Raw genomic sequence first — 23,731 nt, 5'->3', positions numbered from 1 at the left:
ATGTATTTAGAAAAGCCACCTCTAGATTAACTTAACCTGTAGAGAACAAGAAGTGCTTTTTTCCCCTAGACATGGCATTATAGCTATGCACATTTTGCATAAATTGTCAACCGAAAGTGGTCACTTAGCAGGAGAGCCACAGCCATAGGTAATATAGCCTGGAGTTATAGCCTTGGTCACATAGGTGAGGACATTTTCAAAGCTTGAATGCTAGGAGTAGTAAGACTTTACCTCCTGCCTACTTTCTGCCTCCGCCTATAACAGGTGAACAAAAAGAATCCACAAACAGCGAGATTGACGCACTACAGCTGAACAAATGCACCCAATCCTAGACAAGTTGGTGTTACACTCCTAAATCCGTCACTTAATTCTGGAACAAGCGACTAATTAGCAGGTCTAATAGATAGGGATGAATTAAAGCCAGTACGATCTATGAGTCAATCGATTACTGTATCCTGGTCAACGGTTGATGCGAGGTGTCCAGAAGCATCGGTGCAAGTTGACAAACTTTCTAACCACGATTTAATCTTGCGCTGTCAAGCCGGGCTGCGTCCTGATCGTGCTGCGTTTGCTGAACTTTTGCGCCGTTATCAAACCCAGGTTGATAGAGTTTTGTACCACCTAGCCCCAGACTGGCCAGATAGAGCCGACTTGGCTCAAGAAGTTTGGATTCGTGTGTATCGGAATATTAACCGATTACAAGAACCTTCTAAGTTTAGGGGTTGGTTAAGCCGCATTGCCACCAATTTGTTTTATGACGAGTTGCGTAAACGGAAGCGGGTTGTCAGTCCTTTGTCGTTAGATGCTCCTCGTTCTGTAGATGATGGTGAAATGGATTGGGAAATTGCTGGGGATACACCAGGCCCAGAGGAAGAACTGACAACCAGAGAGTTTTACGAACAACTGCGCTCAGCGATCGCTGATTTACCCGAAGTATTCCGTACTACTATTGTGCTGCGGGAAATCGAAGGCATGGCATACGAAGAAATTGCCGAAATTACCGGGGTATCCTTGGGAACAGTCAAATCCAGAATTGCCAGAGCTAGATCCAGATTGCAAACTCAGTTGCAAAACTATCTTGATGCTTAATTTACACTATTTTTCATCTATCTTATGGGAGAATTTAATTATTGATTAAGAATCATCAAGGAACTAAATTATGCCTCCGCCATCAATAAAACAATTGATGAATATCTCAGGCTTGCCCTCATTCTCCCCCTAGATGAATTAGTAAAAATGTTAGTATGACTACTGATTCTGATTTTAATAACTGTTGTCGGCAGCAATTTTCGAGAAATTTAGCAAAAAAGATGGCTAGGCATACCAAAGAAGCAACGGGTGCTATGGATATGGTGAAGCGCGATCGCTTTGAATTATTGAGTGCATACCTCGACGGCGAGGTGACAGCAGCAGAACGCAAGCAAGTTGAAGACTGGTTAGCAAACGATGTAGCAGTGCAGCGCCTTTATTCACGGCTATTAAAGCTCAGGCAAGGCATTCGCACCATGCCCATACCCACAACCCAACAATCTCCAGAAGTGACAGCCCAGCAAGTAATTACCAAAGTTAACCGTCGTTCTCGGTCAAGGTGGGTTTTTGGTGGTGCTGTGGCAGCTTGTGTAGTTGGTGCAGTTTCCAGCTTGCTACCAGGAAGGGAAGCCTTAACACCACAACTGGCCCAAACACAGCCAGAACAACGAAATCAAACTTTTGTCCAACCCAGCCCCCAGATCAAGGTAGCTTTAAACAACCCAGTTATAGAAATTCCTAAAGCAGCCGTAGCTTCCCCAGAAAAAGTGATCAATCGTAGGCGATCGCAACTCAGGGAAGTTCCGCCTAATATTAATTAATATTCCGTTCGTTGTTGTAGAGACGTTGCATGCAACGTCTCTACAACATTAGTGCTGAATATATAAGGACTAAAGTCCTTACTACAAACTCCACCAACCGTCAGGTAGGTAAATACCTCCTAGCTGTTTAACTCTTGCTGGCTGCATCAAGTGAACTACCCAACACCGACCCTATCGGTTACGGTGTGGGCTTCCCAATTCATGGGAGACTGCCTCAACCTTCGTAGATTTTTTACGTCCAGAAGACTTTGGTCTTACATCCCCTCCAAGGGCAGAAGCGCTAGTTCCTAACGCCCATAATCGCAAACCTTCATTTTTTATATTTATGGCAGCATTGATGTCTCTATCATGCTGCTTGTGACAGTGTGGACAATCTATAAACCTAATGCCCAATGAATCATAACCATGTTGCAACATTGGAATGGGTAGTAGAGTCTCACTACAAAGTTGAGAGGATGGGAAAAATCGACCTATTTCAAGATAGGTGTGTCCGAACTTCTCTGCTTTGTACTTGAGCATGGTTTGAAACATTCCCCACCCTTGGTCTGATATCGACTTAGCAAGATTAGGATTCTTAACCATGTTCTTAACTGCCAAATCTTCTACACAAATCACTTGGTTTTCGTATGCTATTTTGCGAGATAGCTTGTGTAGAAAATCCTCTCTAACTCTAGCTATTTTGCTAGATATTTTAGCTACTAAGCGTTTAGCTTTACGACGCTTGTTAGATGTTTTGTCTGTCTTCTTAGCTAGTTTACGTTGCTTGCGCCTTCTATTCTTTTCTAATTTTGCTAACTGCTTTTTAGGAAGGTCATATTTTGAACCTTCTGAGGTGATCGCAAAGTTCTTTAATCCTAAGTCAATCCCAATAGCTTCATTGATTGCTGTACGGGCGGGTTTACTTGGATCTTTGTTAATGAATGGGGATATTTGTGAACCCGCCCCTACTGGGTTATCTTCTTGATTAAAAAGAATAGAAGCATAATATCTACCATCAGCATTTCTCGAAATTGTTACAGTCGTGAATTTAGCGTCAGGTAGCTCTTGATGAAACACGGTTTTCACTCTTCCCAAGTTGCCAGGAAATTTGATTACAGAATCCTGTGGCAATAATTTGACGTTTTGGGGATATTGAATAGATTGTTTACCATGTTTAGATTTAAAGTTTGGATATTTAGTCCGTCCCTCAAAGAAATTGACAAACGCACTAGAAAGATTAAATGTGACTCGTTGCAGAACCTGACTATAAGCAAGTCCTAACCATTCATATTCTTTCTTCAACCCAGGCAATAACTTATCCATTGCAGCCTTAGAAAGACCTTTCCCACTTTCTTTGTATGCAGTAGTCGTGGCGTTGAGCATATAATTCCACAACCATCGAGTATTGCCAAAACATTGAGCTAGATAGGATTCTTGCTCATCGGTGGGGTAGATTCTAACTTTAACTGCTCTATACATGGTGAGTCCAGTTGGCGGTGTCGGTTTGCGTCCCGCCAAACTGGCGAACCCGGAGGGTATCAACCTTACCGCGTTTACATATTCATGCTAACATAAATAATCATGATTATGTTAACTCAAAACAAATATTTTGTTCGTTTCCTCCATGTCCTCTTCCCTCTCTACGAGACGCTACGCGAACGCCTTCGGCATTGGTCAGAGGACTGTCGCCAACTCACTCGCAATTCATCTCAACACTGAACGGAGTACCGTTACAGTGTGAGCCTTCTTGCTGTTTCAGGTAAACAAAAACCTGCACTCCGCCAGAAAAGCTTGTATTTAATTCAGCCATAGCCAGTTTTCAAACCTTTGCCTACCATCAACTACAATATGAAGGCAGACATGATTACAGACGAGTAGGAGAATTTTCGGTGGACTCCCGATATACACCCGCAACAATTGAGGAAAAATGGCAAAAAACATGGGTAGAACTTGGTTTAGATAAGACCCCCACAGATAGTAATAAACCAAAATTCTATGCACTCTCCATGTTCCCCTATCCATCGGGCAGCCTGCACATGGGTCACGTCCGTAACTATACAATTACAGATGTGATTGCCCGCCTCAAACGTATGCAGGGTTATCGGGTACTGCATCCGATGGGATGGGATGCCTTTGGCTTACCAGCAGAAAACGCCGCCATTGACCGTGGTGTACCGCCTGCCAAATGGACTTATCAAAACATTGCCCAAATGCGGCAACAGTTGCAGCGTCTGGGTTTATCCATTGACTGGGATAGCGAAGTCGCCACCTGTTCGCCAGACTATTACAAATGGACGCAGTGGATTTTCTTACAATTCTTGCAAGCCGGGTTAGCTTATCAAAAAGAAGCGGCGGTAAACTGGGACCCCATTGACCAAACTGTATTAGCCAACGAGCAAGTTGATAGTGAAGGACGTTCTTGGCGCAGTGGCGCGATAGTTGAGCGTAAATTGTTGCGGCAGTGGTTTTTGAAGATCACCGACTACGCTGAAGAATTATTAAACGACCTGGATAAATTGACAGGTTGGCCGGAACGAGTCAAATTGATGCAGGCAAACTGGATAGGGAAATCTTCCGGGGCGTATTTAGAATTTCCTATCGTCGGCAGCAGTGAAAAAATAGCCGTGTACACCACCCGTCCTGATACAGTTTACGGTGTCAGCTATGTAGTCTTAGCTCCTGAACATCCCCTCACCAAGCAAGTCACCAGCAAAACACAACAAGCGGTGGTAGACAGCTTTATTAAAGAGGTGACAAACCAAAGCGAGTTGGAACGTACCGCCGAAGATAAACCTAAACGCGGTGTAGCTACAGGTGGTAAGGCAATTAACCCATTTACAGGGGAAGAAGTTCCTATCTGGATTGCCGATTATGTACTGTATGAGTATGGTACTGGGGCGGTGATGGGTGTGCCTGCCCATGATGTGCGGGATTTTAAATTTGCTCAAAGGTATGATTTACCAATTGATTTTGTCATCGCCGCCCCTGATGATGTGGCGGGTTTTGACTTAACCCCAGCATCACAGACTCAAGAAGTTACCCAAGTCGTGCAAATTGAATATAACGAAGCTTATACAGAACCAGGAATTTTAATTAATTCCGGGGCTTTTACTGGTATGAGTTCTACGGATGCCAAGCAAGCTATAGTTAAATACGCCGCAGAACAGGGTTTTGGTAAAGAGCGTATTCAATACCGCTTGCGGGACTGGTTGATTTCTCGCCAACGTTATTGGGGCGCACCAATTCCTGTGATTCATTGCCCCAATTGTGGGATAGTTCCAGTACCTGACAAAGATTTACCCGTCACCTTACCCGAAGAAGTTGAGTTTACTGGGCGTGGTGGTTCACCCTTGGCACAGTTGTCAAGTTGGGTGAATGTACCTTGTCCTAGTTGTGGCACTCCTGCCAAACGGGAAACAGATACGATGGATACTTTTATTGATTCTTCGTGGTATTTCTTGCGGTTTACTGATGCTAAGAACGAAGAACAGGTATTTGAGTCGGCAAAAACTAACGACTGGATGCCAGTAAATCAATATGTAGGCGGTATTGAACACGCGATTTTACACTTATTGTATTCGCGCTTCTTTACTAAAGTATTGCGCGATCGCGGCTTGTTGAACTTTGACGAACCCTTTGAACGTTTGTTAACTCAAGGTATGGTACAGGGTTTAACTTACCTCAACCCGAATAAAGGCGGCAAAGATAAATGGATACCTTCCCATTTGGTTGATCCCAACGACCCCCGTGACCCCCAAACAGGCGAACCACTGCAACGCCTTTACGCCACCATGTCCAAATCTAAAGGTAATGGTGTCGCGCCGGAAGAGGTTATTGGTAAATACGGCATAGATACAGCGCGGATGTTCATCTTATTTAAAGCGCCGCCAGAAAAAGATTTGGAATGGGATGAAGCCGATGTGGAAGGACAATTCCGCTTCTTAAATCGGGTTTGGCGTTTGGTAACAGATTATGTTGCTTCTGGGGTTAAGCCTCAAACTATATCTGGTGAATTGAGTAAGTCAGAAAAAGACTTACGCCGGGCAATTCACACTGCTATTAAATCGGTGACGGAAGATGTACAAGACGAGTATCAATTTAATACTGCTGTTTCCGAGTTGATGAAGTTGAGTAACGCCCTCACTGATGCTAGCGGTAAACATTCCCCAGTTTATGCTGAGGGTATCCAGACGTTAGTGCTTTTGTTGGCTCCCTTTGCACCACACATCGCTGATGAATTGTGGCATTTGTTGGGCAAGGGCGAATCAGTACATACTCAAACTTGGCCTGCTTTTGATACGGCGGCTTTAGTTGCTGACGAAATCACTCTGGTAATTCAAGTGAATGGCAAAAAGCGGGCTGATATCCAAGTTCCCGCGCAAGCTGATAAAGCAGAGTTGGAAAAATACGCCCGTGAGTCAGAAGTTGTGCAACGTCACCTGGAAGGTAAGGAGATTAAAAAGGTAATTGTTGTGCCTGGAAAGTTGGTTAATTTCGTAGTAGGGTAATCTCTCTCTGTGTCTTTGTGGTTTATTTACCACAGAGACACGAAGGCACAGAGAGTTATAGCGACTGGTTTTTGTGTCATTTTATATGAAATTTCCTCTAAAACAAGTAGAGACGTTGCATGCAACGTCTCTACATTATTTATGCAGTGCAACTTCATAGAGAAGTGTTATCAGCCTCAACATCTAATCGTATAACCAAGTATTGGAAGCAAAATCATCCTTGATTTCGTTTGTTGTTTGAGTTGGTTGTGTTGGTCGATTGTCGGGAAGTCGAGTTGATTTTCTATAAGGTACTGGTTTATAGATGTCTTTTTGTTTTTGTAGTTGTTCCTGTTTTTGTTTCTCTTGTTCCAGTCTTTGTTGTTCTAGTTTTTGTTGCTCTTGTTCTTGTGCTAAAGCTAAAGATTTATGTTCTTCTATCAGTTGAGAGTTAGCTTCTGCTAGCTGTAGAGCAGTTTTTTTGGTTTCTTCTAACTCTTTTGTGAGTTTTTTAAAGGAAGATTTTTGCTCAGATAAAGCTGCTTGTAATTCGTCTATTTTTTGCTGTAAGGTTTTTTCCTGTTGTGTGGATTTTTTTAAACTTGCTTGTAATTCTTTGATGGTCGCTTCTAAATCTGCTTTTGTGCTACCTTTATCACCATTATCTGCCGATGTTGGTGATGCTTCTGGAGTTGCAGCAATTTCTTCAACCACTGCTTGTGCGGTGACTTCAATTGCATCTTCACCAGCAGAGGGGGTAAATTTTTGGGCTTCCTCTTGAATTAAATCGGAAAGGTTCTGTTTTCTAGGCATTATTTTCTCCAATCACGCTGTAGTTCTTCGGCCACGCGGTGGTAATCTGATTCCGCTTCTCTAGCATTTTTGCCTCGCCATTGGTCAATAGCTACACCATCCAAAGCGGCTCTTTCATGGGCTTTATAAATCCGAATAAAAGCCTTGCAGACGGGGATTCCTAGCCTTTGGAGAGTATTTTGTGCTTCTATTGCTTCATTTACACTCCGGGTATCGACCTTTGTGAGTAACACCCGATGGGCAACTCCAGCCGGAACTACAGCCGCCTTGACTGTCTCAATTAATACAGCCAAGTCCATTGCGGATGGTGGTGTAGGTAAAACTAGATAATCTGCGATCGCTACTACTGTGGCTAATGCTTCAGAGTGTAGCGCAGGTGGCGTATCTACTACTACTAAATCGTATTCTTTGATAGTTTGTAACCTACCTAAAAGCTGAGGATTGGTTTCTTGGGATAAATCAAACCCCATACCATTTTGACTTCTGCCAAACCACCAACTGGCAGAACCTTGTACATCTGTATCTACAAGAATAACCTTTTTTTTCTTCGCAAACTGAGCAGCTAAATTGATGGCGGTAGTCGTTTTACCGACACCCCCTTTACCGTTGATAATAGTGATGATTTTTGGCACTGCTTATTTCCGACCCTGCCATACTTGAATATACCGCTTTGTGTGACTGTCGGAAATAGGGGAGTGGGGGAGATGGGGGAAAGGGGAAAGGGGAAAGGGGAAGGGGGAAAAGGATCAACTGTCACCTGTCACCTGTCACCTGTCACCTGTCAACTGTTTCCTTTAGCCACTTGACAGCTGCATCAACATCTGCAACTTGTTCTCCGGGTGGTACTGGTGGACGCTTGACCATAACAACTTGTACGCCTAGTTCTCGTGCGGCGATGATTTTGGCGTAGGTGGCGTTACCGCCACTATTTTTACTGACGATGGTGTCAATATGGTGTTGAATCAGGATTTCTCTTTCTTGTGCGAGGGTGAAGGGGCCGCGATCGCACAATATCACCCCAGGCGGCACTAAAGCATCCGCACCTGGGGGATCAATCATCCGCATGAGAAACCAGATGTCTTGCAGATGGGCAAAGGCGGCGAGTTCTTGTCTACCAACGGTTAAAAATACTCTTTTTGCTTGGTTTTCCAACACATCGGCGGCGGCGCTGGTGCTATTAACTTCCATCCAGCGATCGCCGACTTGTTTCTCCCAAGGGCGACGGATTAACATGAGATGTGGTATGCCCACTTCCCGCGCCGCCACCGCCGCATTCTCGGAAATTTGTGATGCAAAGGGATGAGTGGCATCAATTAATACATCAATCTGCATTTTCCGGAGATACTCAGCCAGTCCATCTGCACCGCCAAAACCCCCGACTCGGACATTACCGGAAGGAAGGATAGGTTCACGGGTGCGACCAGCTAAAGATGCGATCGCCTCAATACCAGGGATATTTGCTACTTTGGTACTCAGTTCGGCTGCATCTCCGGTTCCACCCAGAATTAAAAGGCGTTTCATAAATTAGGCACTGGAGACTGGGGACTGGGGATTGGGTTGATCAAAGTAACGAAAAAACATGATTTATTCTACCCTTACACCCCTACACCCTTACACCCCTACACCCTAGTTATTAATAGCTGGAATCTTAGCGAGGATACCTTTTTTCAAAGGTTCGGGACGTTCTGCCCAAGGTAGTAAGCCGTCGGCTTTCTCGTAGTATTTACTGGCACATTCCAGCACCGCAGAGACATTATCATCTAAAGTTAAATCACCAAATAGATAGGTCAACTTGCCTTTACCAGTAAAAGCAACAACGCAAGAACGGTTGCAAGCACTCATACATTCAACTTCTTGGATGGGAAATTTGTCTCGTAATTCCCAATCTTGGGCTAGCTGCTGGAGTTGGTTTAAGAGTTTTTGACCGCCGCTTTCACCTACACGTTTACCATCTTGCCAAACACTCGCACAGGTTTTGCAAACAAATAAGGTGTGTTCAGCCACGCCCAAAGAATTATCAGTAGTCATCCGTACCTCGCAGATGTGAAAAACACATAGATAAAATTCGGCGGGCATTCTGGCTGGGAAAGTTAAGATAACTTCTTTCCTTCACAGTTGCGGGACAGCGCCGGATTTTCACCGTTAGCCTACGGTACTCCGCAGGCGTACTTTCCCCGTTACCTCTGGTGACTGCTCCCCACCAGAACCGAACATTCAATCAATGGTAACTTAAAAGCGTAAACCTACACCACCCTGGACAGCAACAGCCGCACCACCACCATCACGATAGGCATCAAAAGCGATAACGGCATTACCAAACAGCACAGTATTACTATTAGGAACGACGTAATCAATACCTGGTTGTAGAGCAAAACTAATTTTGTCGCCTACAGGAGAGGCGCTATTTCCACCAGTCAACACTAACCCAGCACCTAAGTAAGCATCTGTTTGCCAATTTAAGGGGAGGTCATAGGAAACTGTGGGAACAACTGCGGTATTCTGTCCTACTAAAGCTTGAGCGCGAAAGGAAATAGGTGATTCTAGCAATTTGTAGCGAAAAGCTAAAACTCCCCCTACTTGGATACCATCGGTCAAACCAATAGTCGGCCCAATACCCACATAACTACCGTATGCGACTTGTGCCTGCGCTGGTTGAGTGTTGATTACAAGACTCACAGTAGAACTAGTTGCCAAAGCTGCCACTAAATAAGGTAAATACTTCATCACCCGATTCCTCACACCATCTTGGATTTTGCAAGTTCCTTTGAATACTTATGTTATCGCTGATGTTGCTCGTAGGTCATGGGTAATTTATTAGGGAATTGGGGACTGGGAACAGAGAATAGGTGAGAAAGTGGCTGAATATCTTGATTTTTTTGGGAAAAAAGGGCATAAGGGTATCAAGAATCCCTTATACCCCTACAAGCTTAAAAGACTACGGACAACGGGGATGAATCCCGCCTTGAGTGCAAATGTAAGCTAGTTGCTTGGCATCTAAATTTTTAGCTTGACTAAAATCTACGCCTTTCACTACCGCCGATACTGAACCTAAATCTGGGGTTTGGACAAATTGATCAGATGGGTTTTGTTTGCTGGGAGTGAGAACTGTATTTTTAAAATCAGCGCCAGCAACGTTGGCTCCCCGTAAATCTACCAGACTTAAGTCGGCATTTTGCAAATTAGCATTTTCCAGTTGAGCAGAACGTAAAGTCGCGCCTGTCATCCGAGTGGCGCTGAGGTCAGCATTACTGAGGTTAGCTCGTTCTAAATCAGCGCCAGAAAGGTCGGAACTTTGCCAGTCGGTTTTAGTTAGGTTAGCAAAAGACAATTGAGCGCCTATGGCGATGACTCGACCAAGACGTGCGCCAAAGAGGTTGGCTTCTTGTAATTTAGCGTCGCCTAAATCTGCCCCTGTCAAGCTGGCATTTTCTAAAACTGCACCCCGTAAATCGGCTCCTACTAATTGAGCGCTGCTGAGGTTAGCACCAATTAAGCGTGCATTTGATAAATTGGCTCTGTTGAGGGTGGCGCGGCTTAAATCGCTACGAGTCATGAGGACGCGGCTGAGGTTAGCATCTGTGAAATTGGCTTGTTTCATCTGTGCTTGACTTAAATCAGCGATCGCATCATCAAAAGTATCCCAGCGTCCATCTTCACCAACGCCGCGAAAACGGCTACCCTTAAAACTAGCTTGGTTGAGATTGGCAGATTTAAACTTAATCCCCGATAAATCACTGTTGTCTAACACCAAACTGAAGAAGGAACCACCTACACTACCACTTTGACCCAGTTGAGTCCGGCTGAGGTCAAGCCCTACAGTTTTACCACTGTAAACATTAAGGATTTTATTAATTGTCTGCTGGTTAATTTGTAGGCGCTTTTGTCGAGTTTCCCGTTCTGGAGAGGCGCTACCAACAGCGTCTAATTCTGAAGCTAAAAACTGATTTTTGTCTTGTAATTCGGGGATGGCGGCGGTTCCCACACTGGTTAGCGCCTGTTGGATGGTATCTATGAGGATGGGGTTAGTTTCCTTCACCATCATATCCGTCAAAAAGTTGATAGACTGGAAATCCTTGAGACTACCCAAAGCCAAAATTGTCCTCTGGCGGTCTTCAATGCTAGCCCCAGACTCAGGATTTAATTGTTGCACAAGTGCCAAGAACTGCTGAGTGCTAACTGGTGGCGCTTCCCGACTTCCTTTGTGAGTTTGGATATAAACTTGCGTACCAATTAAGGTGGCTAGTACTGCCGTCATACTGGTGAGGGCGACACCAAATAAGGTGAGGCTGGGGTTTTGCTGCATCCGTCGCCACAGTCCAACCGAGCTGTTATTATCTATAGATATCGCCTGTGGTTGAGGATAACTCATAGCCATTGCTGTCGCAGCTAATCCTTTGCCCTCTTCTGTCTGATTAGTCGCCGATAAACCACGTCCACTAGCGGCTTCTGCGGCTTGTAGCGGTTGATTGGCATCTATTACGTAAGTCCCCGCTAACCAATCATGCAAGGCTTTCCTCCCACGACTTGCGGGTAGGGCTAAACCTTCGCCTAAAACCATTAACACTGCTAATGAGGTGAATAAGCCCAAGTTGGGGAAAGCGAAACTGTAGCGCCAGAGAATATAGGCGATAGACACAGGTACAGTCCAGCGACCAATACCTTCCCGGACGACGACGGCGGCTAAACCAGGCGGAGTACCTTCATCGTTGACGACCTTAAGACCAAACCAGCGTTTGGGCATGGTGCTACCTGTTTTGGCTAGTAAGTATAATTGCCACCATGAAAGGGTAGTGGGTGCTATTAAAGCTAACATCCATAAGTAATTGGTCGGCGCAGCTACACTAGGGATGCCGTAGTCTGCTGGTAACGCCAAAGGTCTGGCGATCGCTCTTTGTGTGACCACTAATACCGGGTGTAGCGGTTCGCGATTAAAATCACTTCTGGAATTGACATACACACCAATACCATAAGGAATCAAGCCTGCGGTAGCCAATAAGGTGATTTCTGCCGCCCAAGCAGCGAAGCGTCTTGTAACTAAGGGTAGTGAACTTGCTTGTGCTGGACTTTTACCAAGTGGATTATTAGTTTTTTTAACAATTGGCGTTGTCATTTAGATAATTCCCGTTAGAGTTATTTGTTTGCCCTGTCCGGCATAGTTAACATAAGACTATTGCTTATTTTGCGAATTGCCAGATACAAAAAATTTGTATCCAAGATACACCAACCCGGCCAATAGCGCCAAAGATATTGCCGAGACAACCACCTTTAACACCATTTGGGCGATCGCTAGACCTAATATTACTGACACACCCACAACTATGAGCTTATTTGTTGCCGATAAGCCATTAAACCACAGTTGGATTTTTGGGAAATTAGGCCGCCAATTTAACCAACTCAACGGGGAATTTTTCTCTGGTGCTGAAGACTGAGACTTAATTTCTGCCTCCAACTGTTGCAGACGACGCTCTAAATCATCTTCTGGTTGATTCATAGGATAGTTCCAATGGGAATGGAGATGAGAGGATGAGGGAGATGTGGTTCGACTACGCTCACCAACCAGGGGATGAGGGGGATGAGGAAGATGAGGGAGAATAATATTTTTTAGTTACTCAATAAATTGCTAATTTTTCTCCCCCCACTCCCCCCGCTCCCATCTCCCCCAGTCCCCAGTCCCTAATCCCTCTTTCAATACAGCTATCTTCTTAATTAGATACTTTATCTAATCTTTAATATTTAGCCACATATTTATCAATTTAATAGATAAAATTTTATATAGCAGTCGAAGCATAGGTTAGGACATCATACAATTTTAAAACTTTTAATTTCAAAGGCTTGCAGCCCTGTCACCTATCACCTGTCCCCTGCTATCCAATTTATTTTGGAACATAGACTTATAGGCAACGTCTCATAACTCAGACTATTTGTATCTATAATCGCTCTAGAAATAGTCGGGAGCATTAATTCATATGAAAAAGTTTAACTTATTTAAAGTTGTTCCCGCAGCTTTGGCGATGATTTTGGCATCAAGTCAAGCCAATTTGGCTCAAGTACCACCAGTTCAAATTAATAAAAAATTACCCTCAGATCCATTAGTTTTGAGTGGACAGTCTAACGGATCACAGAAAAGTAATTGCGGTAATGTCAGCGCTACACCCAATCAAATTATTCAAGTGACAGAGGCACTACCTTACTTACGACTGACTGTTGAAAGTGAAGGTAAACCCACATTATTGATTGATGGCCCTGGTGGACGTTTTTGCGTTTTAGCAGACAGCTACTCAGGTAGTAAACCTGAACTGTCCGGTTACTGGCAGCCTGGAAGGTACGCACTATTCATAGGAAATTTATCACCAGGTCAGTATAACTACAAGCTCTTAATTTCGCAAGAAAAACTGCCAAGCAACAACAAAGTTAGGCAGGCGAGGTAAATTGAGGATTGGGGACAGAAGAGGCAAGGGAGCAGGGAGAAGGGAGCAAGGGAGAGGAGTTTTCCCCCTGCACCCCGCCCCTCTGCTTATTTCTCTCCCTCATCTTCCTCATCTCCTACTCCCCACTCGCCACTCCCTACTCTCCTCCTTACAACTAGACAAACAAGCTTCTAGGTGCGGACAGTCTTCACACTGAATTTCTTTACCAGGGTTAGGACATCCACAGGGAGGATTGACAAAACAATCTTTTGGGTTTGTAGAAAATACACGCCTTTTGGAAAAGAATTCTAAAGCAGCTTCTTGTAGACAAAAAATACAATCTTGTACCATCTTCACCTCTTGAACAGCATCTGGCTTGCAGCGCACTAGCTGCAATATATTCATGACTTATGCACCAAGGTTATCTGTTGAAACTGGGTGTGTTAGTGAACAGTCATCAGTTATAGCAGGGGACAGGTGATAGGTTACAGGGGACAGGCAAGAGAAAGCCTTGGAGTAAAGATTTGATGATTCATCAATGTCCGCGCCCTATGTGGCGACTGCTATATCAGTCATCAGTGAACAGTTAACATACAGCATATTTTGGGTAAATGAGGTACAAGCGTAAAACCCAAAACCATGTAGAGACGTTATATGTAACGTCTCTACAGTATTTCACCAATAGCGAAACTGCTGTAACTTGATAACTGATTGAGTCTGCCTCATCCCCAATCCCTACTCTCCATATTTCTTGAAAAATACGATTATGACGCTACTGACCACCTAATCCAGGCTGAAACCTTGTCTTCAACTACAAATACCCGCTTTTGCGAATTAGCTGTTTCAGCCACAAGCACTTTTAATGTCGCCGTATCTACTTGATTAAGCTGGTAGTTGCCATAACCAACAACCTTACCTAAATGCCCAGTTTGTTGATTAAGTACGTAATCTCCAATGGAGAACATAACAGTATTACAACTTATAAAAATAACTTCAATATCTCTATCCATTGTTAATTAATGCTTTGGTTAAAACTTCATACTTCCAGATTGTTTATAGCGAAACTTCAGTAATATTTTCAGGCTATTTATTCTCTTCCCTTGGATATAAGTAATTAATCCTTGTTGCAATATTCACCATCTTGTCAATTTGTTTATGTACGAAAAAACCTTATTTAAACTAAAAAAATAATATTTATTAAGCTTATATTGACAAAAACAAAGCAATAATTAATAAAACTCTGTTAAGCTACATTAAGCTTAAACTAGCCTAGTTTTTTATTCCATAAACCTAATTAGTTTATATACAAAGTTTAAGTTACATCTACCTAAAATTAAACTGTGGTGCTTTATAGTATACACCACAGTTTATTGATTAATAAATTAAGAACGGCATCGAAAAATTAAATTAATTCAAGCTTTTTTGTTTGCTGACTGGAAAAAATTCGTTTTTTTCCCCACTAACAAACCTAGTCCAATTACGGATAAGCCAAGTATGGAAGATGCTTCAGGAACAGCGCTGTAATTGACGGACTCTACACTGGTCGCGTCAACAAAATAGTCCCTGTAGACTGAAAATTGATTTGGTACAACAAATTCTAAGCCTAAGAATTGTTGATTAGCAATTTTTCCCGAAAAATCAGTCCAAACTGACGCATTAGAGTAGTCTGCTTCAGTAAATGTCTGACCACCGTAGTTAGCGACAATTTTTAAACCTTCGCCAACTGTAGCTTGTTGGTCATCTGCTACGGCTGCTTCGTCAAAAGATAAAAAGCCGGTGAGGGTTTTACTTGTGTTGAAAAAGTTATAGGTGATAGTGGCGGCTTGAGCTGGAATACTCTCACCCAAGGTAAATATTAAAGTGGTTCCGGCTGTTACAGCTGCTAATTTCTTCAGGATAGAGCGAGTCATTTTGTTTCCTCGATTAAAGAACGTTGACACAGCACTGTATTGAATCAGTTATCAGTTATCAGTTATCAGTTCTGACGGCGTATGGTGGGGGATAAAGAAGCGTCAACGGCCCACCAATTGGTGTGGTGTTTCACATTCGTATTTAAGTACGGGCGGGTTTAACGAACATATCGGTTTTTACCATGAATTACTCAATGAACCCGCCCCTACAACTGTTCACTGATAACTTTTCACGGTTAAACAGGCGATGCAGTTAAGGCGGCTTTCATTGCTTGGAAGATATGGGTTTGATCCAGCACACTGGGAACACCGGGCGCAGTGTATGTCCCAGATTTGTCTGTAAACTGAACTGGTTGACCTAAATATCTAACGAGGGTGGAAGAGTAAGCACCTTGGAAATATACGGGTACAATTCTTCTGCTGTGGCTTCCCCAGAGGTATTTTTGATTGGGATCTGAACCCCAGAAATGACCTGCATCTTTGGGGTTGTGTTTGTTGTAGGTGATTTCTTTGGCGTTGTACTTCAAGCCTCTGGATTTGTTGGGGTTGGAATTGGGAGTGAGCTTAGAAACGAAGTCATTGTTGAGAGTTAGGTAATGGTCATGGTCAGCTGTGACGATTAACAGATTCTTACTCCAACCACCATTTTTGTTAATCCAACTAATCACTTCTTGGACAGCCTTATCAAAGTCATTGACTGTACCGATGAGGTTATCCATGTTGTCATCATGAGCCGCCCAGTCAATATCACCGCCCTCAATCATTAGCCAGAAGCCGTCTTTGTCTTTACCTAAAACGTTGAGAGCGGCTTTGCTTAAATCGGCTAAGGTGGGGTTTTCGTTAATCTCTCTAGCAACGAAACTTGCGTCTGTTTCCCCAGGTGCTAAGGGACGGACTGTATCGGGTGTGGGGCCGTTGACTGGATTACCGTTGGCATCAAGAACGGGTACACATTCAGCGACGGATGCAGGAATGATCTGTCCTGATGGGCAAGGAGATGTTGCTGTGGCACTTCTGACAACGGTGCTGTAGAGGGAGAAGTTATCTAGACCTGTGGTGCTGTAGTCTCCTTTGGAGGAACTTGTAGGTAAGTTGCCATTTTGCCCACGAGCGCCATACAAACCAAATAATCTTTCGCCTTTATTTGGGTCTACTTGTGCTGCTTTGTTTAATAAGGTTTTAGTGGCGTTGGGGCCACGCTCTAGGAAGTTGTAACCGTAACGGTTGGATGCGGGATGGGGATTATTTTTGAGATGCTCGTAAGTGTCTTGGGTGATGTAAGTATATTTGAGGATGGGGCTTGTGTCAGTTCTGTTTTCAAAGTCTAGAGGATGTCCACCACCTAATAAGACGTTAGGTTTGAAGTCCAGCAAGGTCTGTTGCAAGATGCTGTCTTGGTTGGTCTTGTTGGGGTTATAAACACTGTCGTATTTGCTTCGACGGTTGACGTAGGAAGCAGCCGCCCCTGGTGTAGCATGGCTCACGGGTACGGATGTTACTAGTCCTGTGGCTTTGCCTTGTTCTTTGGCAATTTCTAGGATGGTTTTCAATTTCTGCTCGTAAACATCTACCCCCATTGCGTTGTTGTAGCTCTTAACACCTGTGTATAGGGTGGTGGCGGTGTTCGCCGAGTCGGGATAGCTGTGTTTGATGTATTCTTTATCGTAATTACCAGGAGTGGCGGGTGATAAAGGTATCCAAGGTGCAGGGCCGCCTTTGCTGGGGTCGTAACCTGTTAAGTTACCGGGTGCTTCACTGTTGCCATCGGCGCGATCGCCTGGATTAAATGGAGTGGGCAAAAATGAAAAGTTGGGACGTACAGGACTCGCACCTGTCAATGGGTTAGTCCCATCTAGGGCTGAGTTATTGGTGAAGTGTGTCTGATCGGTAGGGTCTTCCGGTGTACTATCTTGAATGGTTGTACCGTAAGTAGTTACTAGTCCATATCCGGTCAGCTTTTGGAAGCTCAGACCAGTACCTTTCCCACTGGTATAGAAAGGAGCGCCTTTGGCTAAGGCGGCGGTGCGTGCCATTTGCCAGCCCATACCATCACCAATCATGATAATGACGTTAATTCCATTACCTGCGGCTAGGGCAGATTCAACACCAGGCGTGGCAAATACCAGCCAGATAGCGCAAAAAAAAGTTGACATGGCAAAGCATAGCGCTCGCCTGTAATTTTGCCAAAATGAAATCATTGCAGTGCGCCTTGTCGTTAATTTAACTAAGTGTTAGACCAATTGCCCAAAATTAAGCAGTAGATGCTGTCCTAGATCAGTCTTGTCGCATCTAGTTTCTGAATTAGGTAGGCGTTAGTCTTTCCGTAGAGTATTAAGAATTGGTAGTAACTATTGACTATTGATAAAAATTGGGTTCTTCATGACTGGCGAAAAATTCAGGATTTCCCGATGTTGGCTGAGTCACCGAGAGATTTTGTTGATTAACTGCGATCGCCAATGCTGGTTGTTTTGCAGTTCCCAAGTACAGTAGAATTACTGCCAATAAACCTGATAGGAACCAAGCTACAAACATTTGATGACGCTGAAGTAAGGAAATCATCGCAAACGTCCCTCTAATGTGGGAAACAATAGTTTTTCTGCCTGCTGTCGCTCTTGACAAACTTCCGATTGTGGAGGACACATACAGGCAAATTCACCAATATCGACTATTTGACCCCGTAAACACTGTACGCTTTGAATTAGTAAATAAGCGGCAAAACAAGCTATTAACATCGCTACCACTAGGCTGATGACACCATCAGCCCATGTCCAATTTAGCCAGATAATAGCGATCGCTGCTAGCACTGCGCCGACAGAACTGGCTAAATCCGCTATTAAATGTAGTAATGCACCTTTAATATTCAGGTCTTGATGGCTGCATTTGTGTAGATACAAAGCGTTAAAACTGTTAACTCCTACGCCAATTAATGCAGTTGCTAACATTGGTACACCTAAAATCTCTGTGGTAGGAGATTGCAACCGTACCAAGGCTTCTTTAACTATCCAACAGGCAATACAAGCTAAACTGATACCGTTGATTAAAGCCGCGAGAATTTCTAATCGGTAACGTCCAAATATAGTTTTTTGGGATATTGATTGAGATAACCAAGCGGCAATTAGTGCCAAGCCTAAAGCTGCTACATCTGAAAGGATATGTTCCGCATCTGCCAGCAGGGAGAGACTGTGACTCCAAATACCTGCGCTCAGTTCCACGCAAAAAAAGATGCTGAGTAAAATTAATGTAGTCCAAAGCGCTTGGATATTTTGTTTAACCTGGCTTTGGTGCATTGAACCTGAACTCAGGGAGCTACTAGGGATTGACTCAGATTTCGAGCTATCCATCAGACGCTCCTGTGCTGAAAGCACCATTTTTGATACCTGAATATCTGTACGTTCCTTCATCAATGTATCAGTAATATGGTTAACTATTTTTTAAGCAAGGTTTAATAGATATTAAAATCTACGTAATACTCTCTTATATAATAATGGTTCTCATTATTTTTTAAGTGATGTTTTTTGACATATGTAACTTAAATTACTATAACAGTCCATTTGCATTTTTGAACTGATGTACTTATGTAGGAAGTAGGAATTAGCCTTTTCGGGAGATACTGATTTTTTAACAGTGAAATATAATTTTTTTATAAATAAGTAGAGAGACTTAATTAAATATAAGTTTGTAGTCAGGACTTTAGTCCTTTCAAACCCAGCAATAGAGCGATAAATCGCTCTCTACGTTCCCTACGGGACGCTACGCGAACGCCTAGCGTGTCGTAGACAGACGCTGTGCGAACACTACGAACAACTCATTTTATATTTATAGGACTTACGCAACTGGCAGATTTTTTCTGTAGGGTGTGTGAGGAGCGATAATATTTGAACGTAGTCATGAGACTTGTAGCGTCACGCACCAACCACCAATTGTGACACTTGCGTAAGTCCTGATGTTGTAGAGTGGGCAATGTCTACCACTCTCTGAAGTTAATACCAATTCTCTATGAAGTTGCGCTGAATAAATGACGTTGCATGCAACGTCTCTACAGTTCAGAATAAAGTGCATTTTCATCAAGAAACGGTATAAAAATCACAAGTTAACTTCCGCTTTTATTGGTTTGCGTTAATCTTGTGCCAACCATCTCCTCTTTTCCACATCCCGTGAAAATTCAGGAATGCCTACGAATAATTTTCAACATTTGATTACCATCTTTTTGAAACTCATAAGCAACCGATTGTATTTGAACATTAAAACCATTGCTGGTTAACTCTTGAATAACTGGTTCAACATATGGAGATAGCTCACCTTCAAGGTTAAGTAAAGGAAAAATCCTAACTTCTTGTGCAGTTCGTAAAAGCTCATGAATTGAAGCAATGTGAAACTCAAGCGGCAGCTGTTCTGAATATAGGAAGAGTAAATGAGAACAAAGACATAGATCAAATTGATCGTCAAAGAACTTTAAATTTGGCAATGATTGAACTAGGTAACGTCCTTCCGTTTTTCCTACTTCATAATCTAAGAAAAATTTTTCCATTGTTGCAAGACGGGCTTGCCCAAGCTCATCTACATTGTGAAAGTTTTTCCAAACGTAACGATGTGCATTTGTTTTTATGTGCGATGTAACTAGCTCGTATATTTCCTGAACACGCTTCTTAATTTGCTCTGAGGAAAACTGATAAATCGGATCTATAGAGACAACTAAATGTCCTAATTTTGCCATTTCTGCATTAAAGCTAGCTGGCCCATCCCCACAACCGAGTATTTTATTGTTTAAATCGGCATCAGACAGATTAAACATTAATTTATATTCTGCCAAGTTTCTGCCCCAAGGCACAACTTCATGAAATTTCATAAGCGTTTATACTCACAGTTTGCGTAATGATATTTATCAAAGCCTTGCTGTATAAGGACTTTAAGATGTTGCTCAAAAGATATATCTTAAGATAGATGCGTGTCAACCGCTTTTAATCAGTCTAGTTACAAACTTATTATTTGTTTACATTATTTTGGGCTGGAAAAAATTGTTATTGCAAATAATGATTTTATTAGGTGTTAATTTGAGCTTTTTATCGGTAATATCAGAACTTAAAAAACTAAATTTAAGCGATAATCGCTGTAAGCAATCCATAGCACCCATTAGCATCCAATTGCTCCACCGGATACTGCTGTATGATCTTTGGCAAGGCCACCGCCTCCCCATCCGGTGTGTACACTACCTCACCCGACATAGCAATCACAATCCTCTCCTTCCTTACCCACTCAAACCAAGCAATCACAACAGACTTAGCCTGCTGCACCTCCGGTTTCCTACCTTCAGTAGACCGAAAAGTTTGGCAACCACCTACGGTGGGGTTCTTGAAGAAAGAAGTTTTACCTCCCTACGGTGCATTAATGAAAAATCTCAATCTTGTTTATCGGCGGTGAATTGCTTCTAAATTTATAAATTGCCAGTTGGTGAATTATCTGTTGATTTTTCGTTTTTCTGTGATGGGGTTTGGCTATCAGTAGATGAATTTGGCTTGACTTCTACTGTGGGAACTACTATGGAAGAATCGGAATTTTTTGGTTCTACAGTTTGTGTTGGTACAATGACCGAATTTGGTTGTGGCTGAATTTGGGGTGTGCTGGAATTTTGAATCGGGGCTGGTGGGGTAGTATCTGTAGTGTTAGTTGGTTTTGCTTGACGAGATGAACTGTATTCTCGCAGTGTTTCTACTAAGGATGGTGTGGGAGAATTGCTAGGTGAGGTTTCAGGACGCGGTGATTCTCCCATGTTGGGTTGTGGCGATGGTTCGGGAGAATTATTGTTGGTATTGGGGGATGGGGTTTGTTGATAAGTTACGCTGCGTCTGCGTCGTCTAAAAGTGGAAACAGGCTTAATGTTTTCGCTGCTGGCTGAGGGTTGAGAATTTTGTTCAGTGTTATCTTGTGCTTGATGAGGATTAATGCTGGGTTTTCCGCCAACTGGAACCATTGGACGTTGTTCAAATATGGGTTTTGCGGATGGCTGCGGCTGAGGACGAGAAACGAAGTGGGTAATACTAAATCCGGCTGTGGCTGCTACTAAAGCGATGCTAACACCGACTAGGGCTTGAGAATTGGCATATTTGGGAAGGGCAAAATTTTTGCGGGGTGATGGTTTTTTGAGGCTGCTGGGTGTGTTGGCTGGAGAAAACTTTTCTTGCAGATGCACTGATAAATCAATGGTTGGCACTGCTTGAGTGGGTAAGTTGTGAATTGGCATTACCTGGCTACCTGGGAGTAATTGTAGCCATTCGGCGACTGTTTGCGGACGAAAGCGTGATTCTACTGCCATACCGCGCATGACTGCTTGATTGACGGCTGCGCTCAGGTGGGGTTGGAGTTCGCGGGGGGCTGGCATTTGTTCGCGATCGCGCAATAATGCTGGTAAAGGAACTTGTCCTGTTAACAGTGCATACAATGTTGCGGCTAAACCATAGACATCTGTGGCGGGTGTGCGCTGTGCTTGGGTTAAATATTGTTCTATGGGGGAATAGCCTTCAGATACTAAGCCTGTGTGTGTTTGCCGCACACCGCTATTAAATTCACGGGCGATACCAAAATCAATTAGCACTACCTCCTGTGTACCTTGCCGGAGGATAATATTGTCTGGTTTTACATCCCGATGCAGTAAACCATTGTTGTGTACTACCTGCAATGCTGCCCCAATTTGGCGGATGTAGTGAATTGCAGTTTCCTCTGGTAAAGGTATGGCTGGTAAAACAAAAGCATCTCCTAATGTTTCCCCTGGTATATACTCCATTACCATGTAAGGTAGTCCATCCTCAACAAAAAAGTCACTAACTCTGACAATATTAGGATGGATACAAGTAGCTAATCTTCTGGCTTCATCTTGGAATTGACGCTCGAACTTGGCAAAGTCAGGGTGTTGGCGTAGCTTTTCGTTGATGGTTTTGATCACCACCTCATGTCCTAAGTAGTGATGAGTAGCCTTGAACGTAATACCAAAGCCACCACGTCCTATTTCCTGCATGAGGGTGTATTTTCCCCCCTGTAAAATTTTGCCTGCTAACATAGAGAGTTTAAAGTCCTGAGTCTTAATTCCTGAAGGTGCGAAAACAATTCAAAATTCAAAATTTAAGAGTGTTTTTTTAATTTGGGGTTGAGTTATGGCTGTATTATAGGCAGCTATCCCTGGCGTGGAAATTCTAATTGCTTCCCATATATTGTATGAAGTAATCAGATTTTTCTCATTTTTACCATCCACAATACTCTGCGGTTAGCTTGAACAATAATTTTTTGCAGAAAAATCTCATTCCCTTCACATAAAACTTTATTAAGAAAACTCTCCTTAGTTTAAAACCTATCCGATTTTACTTTGTATTTTCCTTAAATTTCAGGAGCCATGTAATTCTAATGTCGCAAAAGTCATCTTTCAGTCATCTGTCTACTACACAAAATCTTTACACAAACAACAGCAATGGTTCAGATAAATGGCAACAAAGAGTAGCACAGGTAGCATATCGCTTTAATCAACAGTATCAAAATCAATCTTGGGAACTACCAGCAGAAGTACAGGAAATGCCGATTTATCGAGAGTGGGTTTCTGGCATATTGGCTGGAAAAACTGCTTCTGCTTTCTGGGAAATTGCCCGTCCGCAAAAAAATCAGCATTGCTTGGATATTGGTTGTGGTGTCAGCTTTTTGATTTATCCTTGGCGAGATTGGCAAGCGTTTTTTTATGGGCAAGAGGTGAGTAATGTAGCCAGGGACACGCTTAATTCTCGCGGTTCGCAGTTGAACTCCAAGCTGTTTAAGGGGGTGGAATTAGGCCCAGCCCATCAGCTAAACTACACATTGTCTTATTTTGATTTGGCGATCGCTACCGGATTTAGTTGTTATTTTCCCTTAGAATATTGGACATTGGTTTTACAACAGGTGAAACGGGTACTGAAACCAGGGGGACATTTTGTCTTTGACATCCTCAACGCCGAACACCCGCAAGCAGAAGATTGGGCAGTTTTGGAAACTTACTTGGGTGCGGAAGTATTTATCGAACCCATCGCCCAGTGGGAAAAAATAATTAACGCGGCTGGTGCTAAAGTAATTGGACGACAACCAGGGGAGTTCTTTGATCTGTACAAGGTGCGGTTTTAAGATTCAGTTATCAGTTATCAGTTATCAGTTATCAGTTATCAGTTATCAGTTATCAGTTATCAGTTACCAGTTATCAGTTATTAGGTTATTTCCACTGTTCACTGTTCACTGTCCACTGTCCACTGTTCACTGTCCACTGTTCACTGTTCACT

At 43.1% G+C, this 23,731-nt stretch carries 22 protein-coding genes and 1 riboswitch; of the genes, 6 read left to right on the top strand and 16 right to left on the bottom strand.

What is annotated here, in order from left to right; genetic code table 11:
• Positions 1-432: 432 nt before the first annotated feature.
• Together H6G83_RS19715 and H6G83_RS19710 are read left to right on the top strand one after the other, a co-directional pair.
• Positions 433-1,089 carry a sigma-70 family RNA polymerase sigma factor gene (locus tag H6G83_RS19715; RefSeq protein WP_190475403.1) on the top strand — a complete coding sequence of 219 codons (657 nt, stop codon included), beginning with the start codon at positions 433-435 and terminating at the stop codon, positions 1,087-1,089.
• A gap of 155 nt (positions 1,090-1,244) precedes the next feature.
• On the top strand, positions 1,245-1,850 hold the full coding sequence (locus tag H6G83_RS19710; protein ID WP_190475401.1) for an anti-sigma factor family protein: 606 nt from the start codon (positions 1,245-1,247) through the stop codon (positions 1,848-1,850).
• A gap of 171 nt (positions 1,851-2,021) precedes the next feature.
• Here H6G83_RS19710 and H6G83_RS19705 read toward each other — a convergent pair whose 3' ends face one another.
• The gene (locus H6G83_RS19705; RefSeq protein WP_190475445.1) at positions 2,022-3,308 is read right to left on the bottom strand and encodes an RNA-guided endonuclease InsQ/TnpB family protein; all 1,287 of its coding nucleotides are present in this window, start codon (positions 3,306-3,308) and stop codon (positions 2,022-2,024) included.
• A gap of 410 nt (positions 3,309-3,718) precedes the next feature.
• Between H6G83_RS19705 and leuS the strand changes: the two genes are divergently transcribed.
• Positions 3,719-6,337 (top strand): leucine--tRNA ligase, encoded by a 2,619-nt coding sequence (leuS, locus tag H6G83_RS19700; protein ID WP_190475399.1) that lies wholly within the window; start codon positions 3,719-3,721, stop codon positions 6,335-6,337.
• 183 nt (positions 6,338-6,520) lie between these two features.
• On the opposite strand, the gene H6G83_RS19695 is transcribed toward leuS, so the two are convergent.
• From H6G83_RS19695 to H6G83_RS19665, 7 genes are all read right to left on the bottom strand, one after another.
• The gene (locus tag H6G83_RS19695; protein WP_190475397.1) at positions 6,521-7,129 is read right to left on the bottom strand and encodes a hypothetical protein; all 609 of its coding nucleotides are present in this window, start codon (positions 7,127-7,129) and stop codon (positions 6,521-6,523) included.
• Positions 7,129-7,761 carry a ParA family protein gene (locus H6G83_RS19690; RefSeq protein ID WP_190475395.1) on the bottom strand — a complete coding sequence of 211 codons (633 nt, stop codon included), beginning with the start codon at positions 7,759-7,761 and terminating at the stop codon, positions 7,129-7,131. The genes H6G83_RS19695 and H6G83_RS19690 overlap by 1 nt, the downstream gene beginning before the upstream one ends.
• Before the next feature lie 142 nt (positions 7,762-7,903).
• A complete protein-coding gene (locus H6G83_RS19685; protein ID WP_190475393.1) occupies positions 7,904-8,650 on the bottom strand; it encodes a cobalt-precorrin-6A reductase in 747 nt (248 codons plus the stop codon).
• Between the two features lie 105 nt (positions 8,651-8,755).
• Positions 8,756-9,157, bottom strand: a complete 402-nt coding sequence (locus H6G83_RS19680; RefSeq protein WP_190475391.1) for a DUF1636 domain-containing protein — start codon at positions 9,155-9,157, stop codon at positions 8,756-8,758.
• A gap of 22 nt (positions 9,158-9,179) precedes the next feature.
• A riboswitch (cobalamin riboswitch) is annotated at positions 9,180-9,355 on the bottom strand.
• A gap of 3 nt (positions 9,356-9,358) precedes the next feature.
• Complete coding sequence (locus H6G83_RS19675) at positions 9,359-9,853, bottom strand: hypothetical protein (RefSeq protein ID WP_190475389.1); 495 nt, start codon at positions 9,851-9,853, stop codon at positions 9,359-9,361.
• A gap of 211 nt (positions 9,854-10,064) precedes the next feature.
• Positions 10,065-12,239 carry a pentapeptide repeat-containing protein gene (locus tag H6G83_RS19670; RefSeq protein ID WP_190475388.1) on the bottom strand — a complete coding sequence of 725 codons (2,175 nt, stop codon included), beginning with the start codon at positions 12,237-12,239 and terminating at the stop codon, positions 10,065-10,067.
• Between the two features lie 57 nt (positions 12,240-12,296).
• Complete coding sequence (locus H6G83_RS19665; RefSeq protein ID WP_190475386.1) at positions 12,297-12,620, bottom strand: hypothetical protein; 324 nt, start codon at positions 12,618-12,620, stop codon at positions 12,297-12,299.
• Between the two features lie 475 nt (positions 12,621-13,095).
• Here H6G83_RS19665 and H6G83_RS19660 point away from each other — a divergent pair, with 475 nt between their 5' ends.
• Complete coding sequence (locus H6G83_RS19660; protein ID WP_190475384.1) at positions 13,096-13,557, top strand: hypothetical protein; 462 nt, start codon at positions 13,096-13,098, stop codon at positions 13,555-13,557.
• 108 nt (positions 13,558-13,665) lie between these two features.
• Here H6G83_RS19660 and H6G83_RS19655 read toward each other — a convergent pair whose 3' ends face one another.
• The 7 genes from H6G83_RS19655 to H6G83_RS19625 all read right to left on the bottom strand — a co-directional run bounded on the left by H6G83_RS19655 (position 13,666) and on the right by H6G83_RS19625 (position 20,292).
• Positions 13,666-13,941: a hypothetical protein gene (locus H6G83_RS19655; RefSeq protein WP_313936522.1), complete on the bottom strand. Its 276-nt coding sequence runs from the start codon at positions 13,939-13,941 to the stop codon at positions 13,666-13,668.
• 359 nt (positions 13,942-14,300) lie between these two features.
• Positions 14,301-14,546 (bottom strand): hypothetical protein, encoded by a 246-nt coding sequence (locus H6G83_RS19650; protein ID WP_242044695.1) that lies wholly within the window; start codon positions 14,544-14,546, stop codon positions 14,301-14,303.
• 402 nt (positions 14,547-14,948) lie between these two features.
• Positions 14,949-15,446: a PEP-CTERM sorting domain-containing protein gene (locus H6G83_RS19645; RefSeq protein WP_190475380.1), complete on the bottom strand. Its 498-nt coding sequence runs from the start codon at positions 15,444-15,446 to the stop codon at positions 14,949-14,951.
• A 236-nt stretch (positions 15,447-15,682) separates the two neighbouring features.
• Positions 15,683-17,599 (bottom strand): alkaline phosphatase, encoded by a 1,917-nt coding sequence (locus H6G83_RS19640; RefSeq protein ID WP_242044694.1) that lies wholly within the window; start codon positions 17,597-17,599, stop codon positions 15,683-15,685.
• 202 nt (positions 17,600-17,801) lie between these two features.
• Positions 17,802-18,005, bottom strand: a complete 204-nt coding sequence (locus H6G83_RS19635) for a hypothetical protein (protein WP_190475376.1) — start codon at positions 18,003-18,005, stop codon at positions 17,802-17,804.
• The gene (locus tag H6G83_RS19630) at positions 18,002-18,847 is read right to left on the bottom strand and encodes a cation diffusion facilitator family transporter (protein WP_242044693.1); all 846 of its coding nucleotides are present in this window, start codon (positions 18,845-18,847) and stop codon (positions 18,002-18,004) included. The genes H6G83_RS19635 and H6G83_RS19630 overlap by 4 nt, the downstream gene beginning before the upstream one ends.
• Positions 18,848-19,608: 761 nt before the next feature.
• On the bottom strand, positions 19,609-20,292 hold the full coding sequence (locus H6G83_RS19625) for an SAM-dependent methyltransferase (RefSeq protein ID WP_190475374.1): 684 nt from the start codon (positions 20,290-20,292) through the stop codon (positions 19,609-19,611).
• A 317-nt stretch (positions 20,293-20,609) separates the two neighbouring features.
• Between H6G83_RS19625 and H6G83_RS19620 the strand changes: the two genes are divergently transcribed.
• The gene (locus tag H6G83_RS19620) at positions 20,610-20,864 is read left to right on the top strand and encodes a hypothetical protein (protein WP_190475372.1); all 255 of its coding nucleotides are present in this window, start codon (positions 20,610-20,612) and stop codon (positions 20,862-20,864) included.
• A gap of 13 nt (positions 20,865-20,877) precedes the next feature.
• Here the strand turns inward: H6G83_RS19620 and H6G83_RS19615 are convergent, their stop codons facing one another.
• Entirely contained in the window at positions 20,878-22,497 is a 1,620-nt protein-coding gene (locus H6G83_RS19615; RefSeq protein ID WP_190475370.1) for a serine/threonine protein kinase, read from the bottom strand.
• A 341-nt stretch (positions 22,498-22,838) separates the two neighbouring features.
• Between H6G83_RS19615 and H6G83_RS19610 the strand changes: the two genes are divergently transcribed.
• Entirely contained in the window at positions 22,839-23,579 is a 741-nt protein-coding gene (locus H6G83_RS19610) for a class I SAM-dependent methyltransferase (protein ID WP_190475368.1), read from the top strand.
• Positions 23,580-23,731: the final 152 nt, after the last annotated feature.

It is taken from the genome of Anabaena azotica FACHB-119 (genome assembly GCF_014697625.1).
In the GTDB taxonomy this organism is placed as follows: Bacteria; Cyanobacteriota; Cyanobacteriia; order Cyanobacteriales; family Nostocaceae; genus Trichormus; species Trichormus azoticus_A.
Note: the sequence above shows the minus strand (reverse complement) of the source record. Positions and strands in the feature narration are given on the sequence as shown.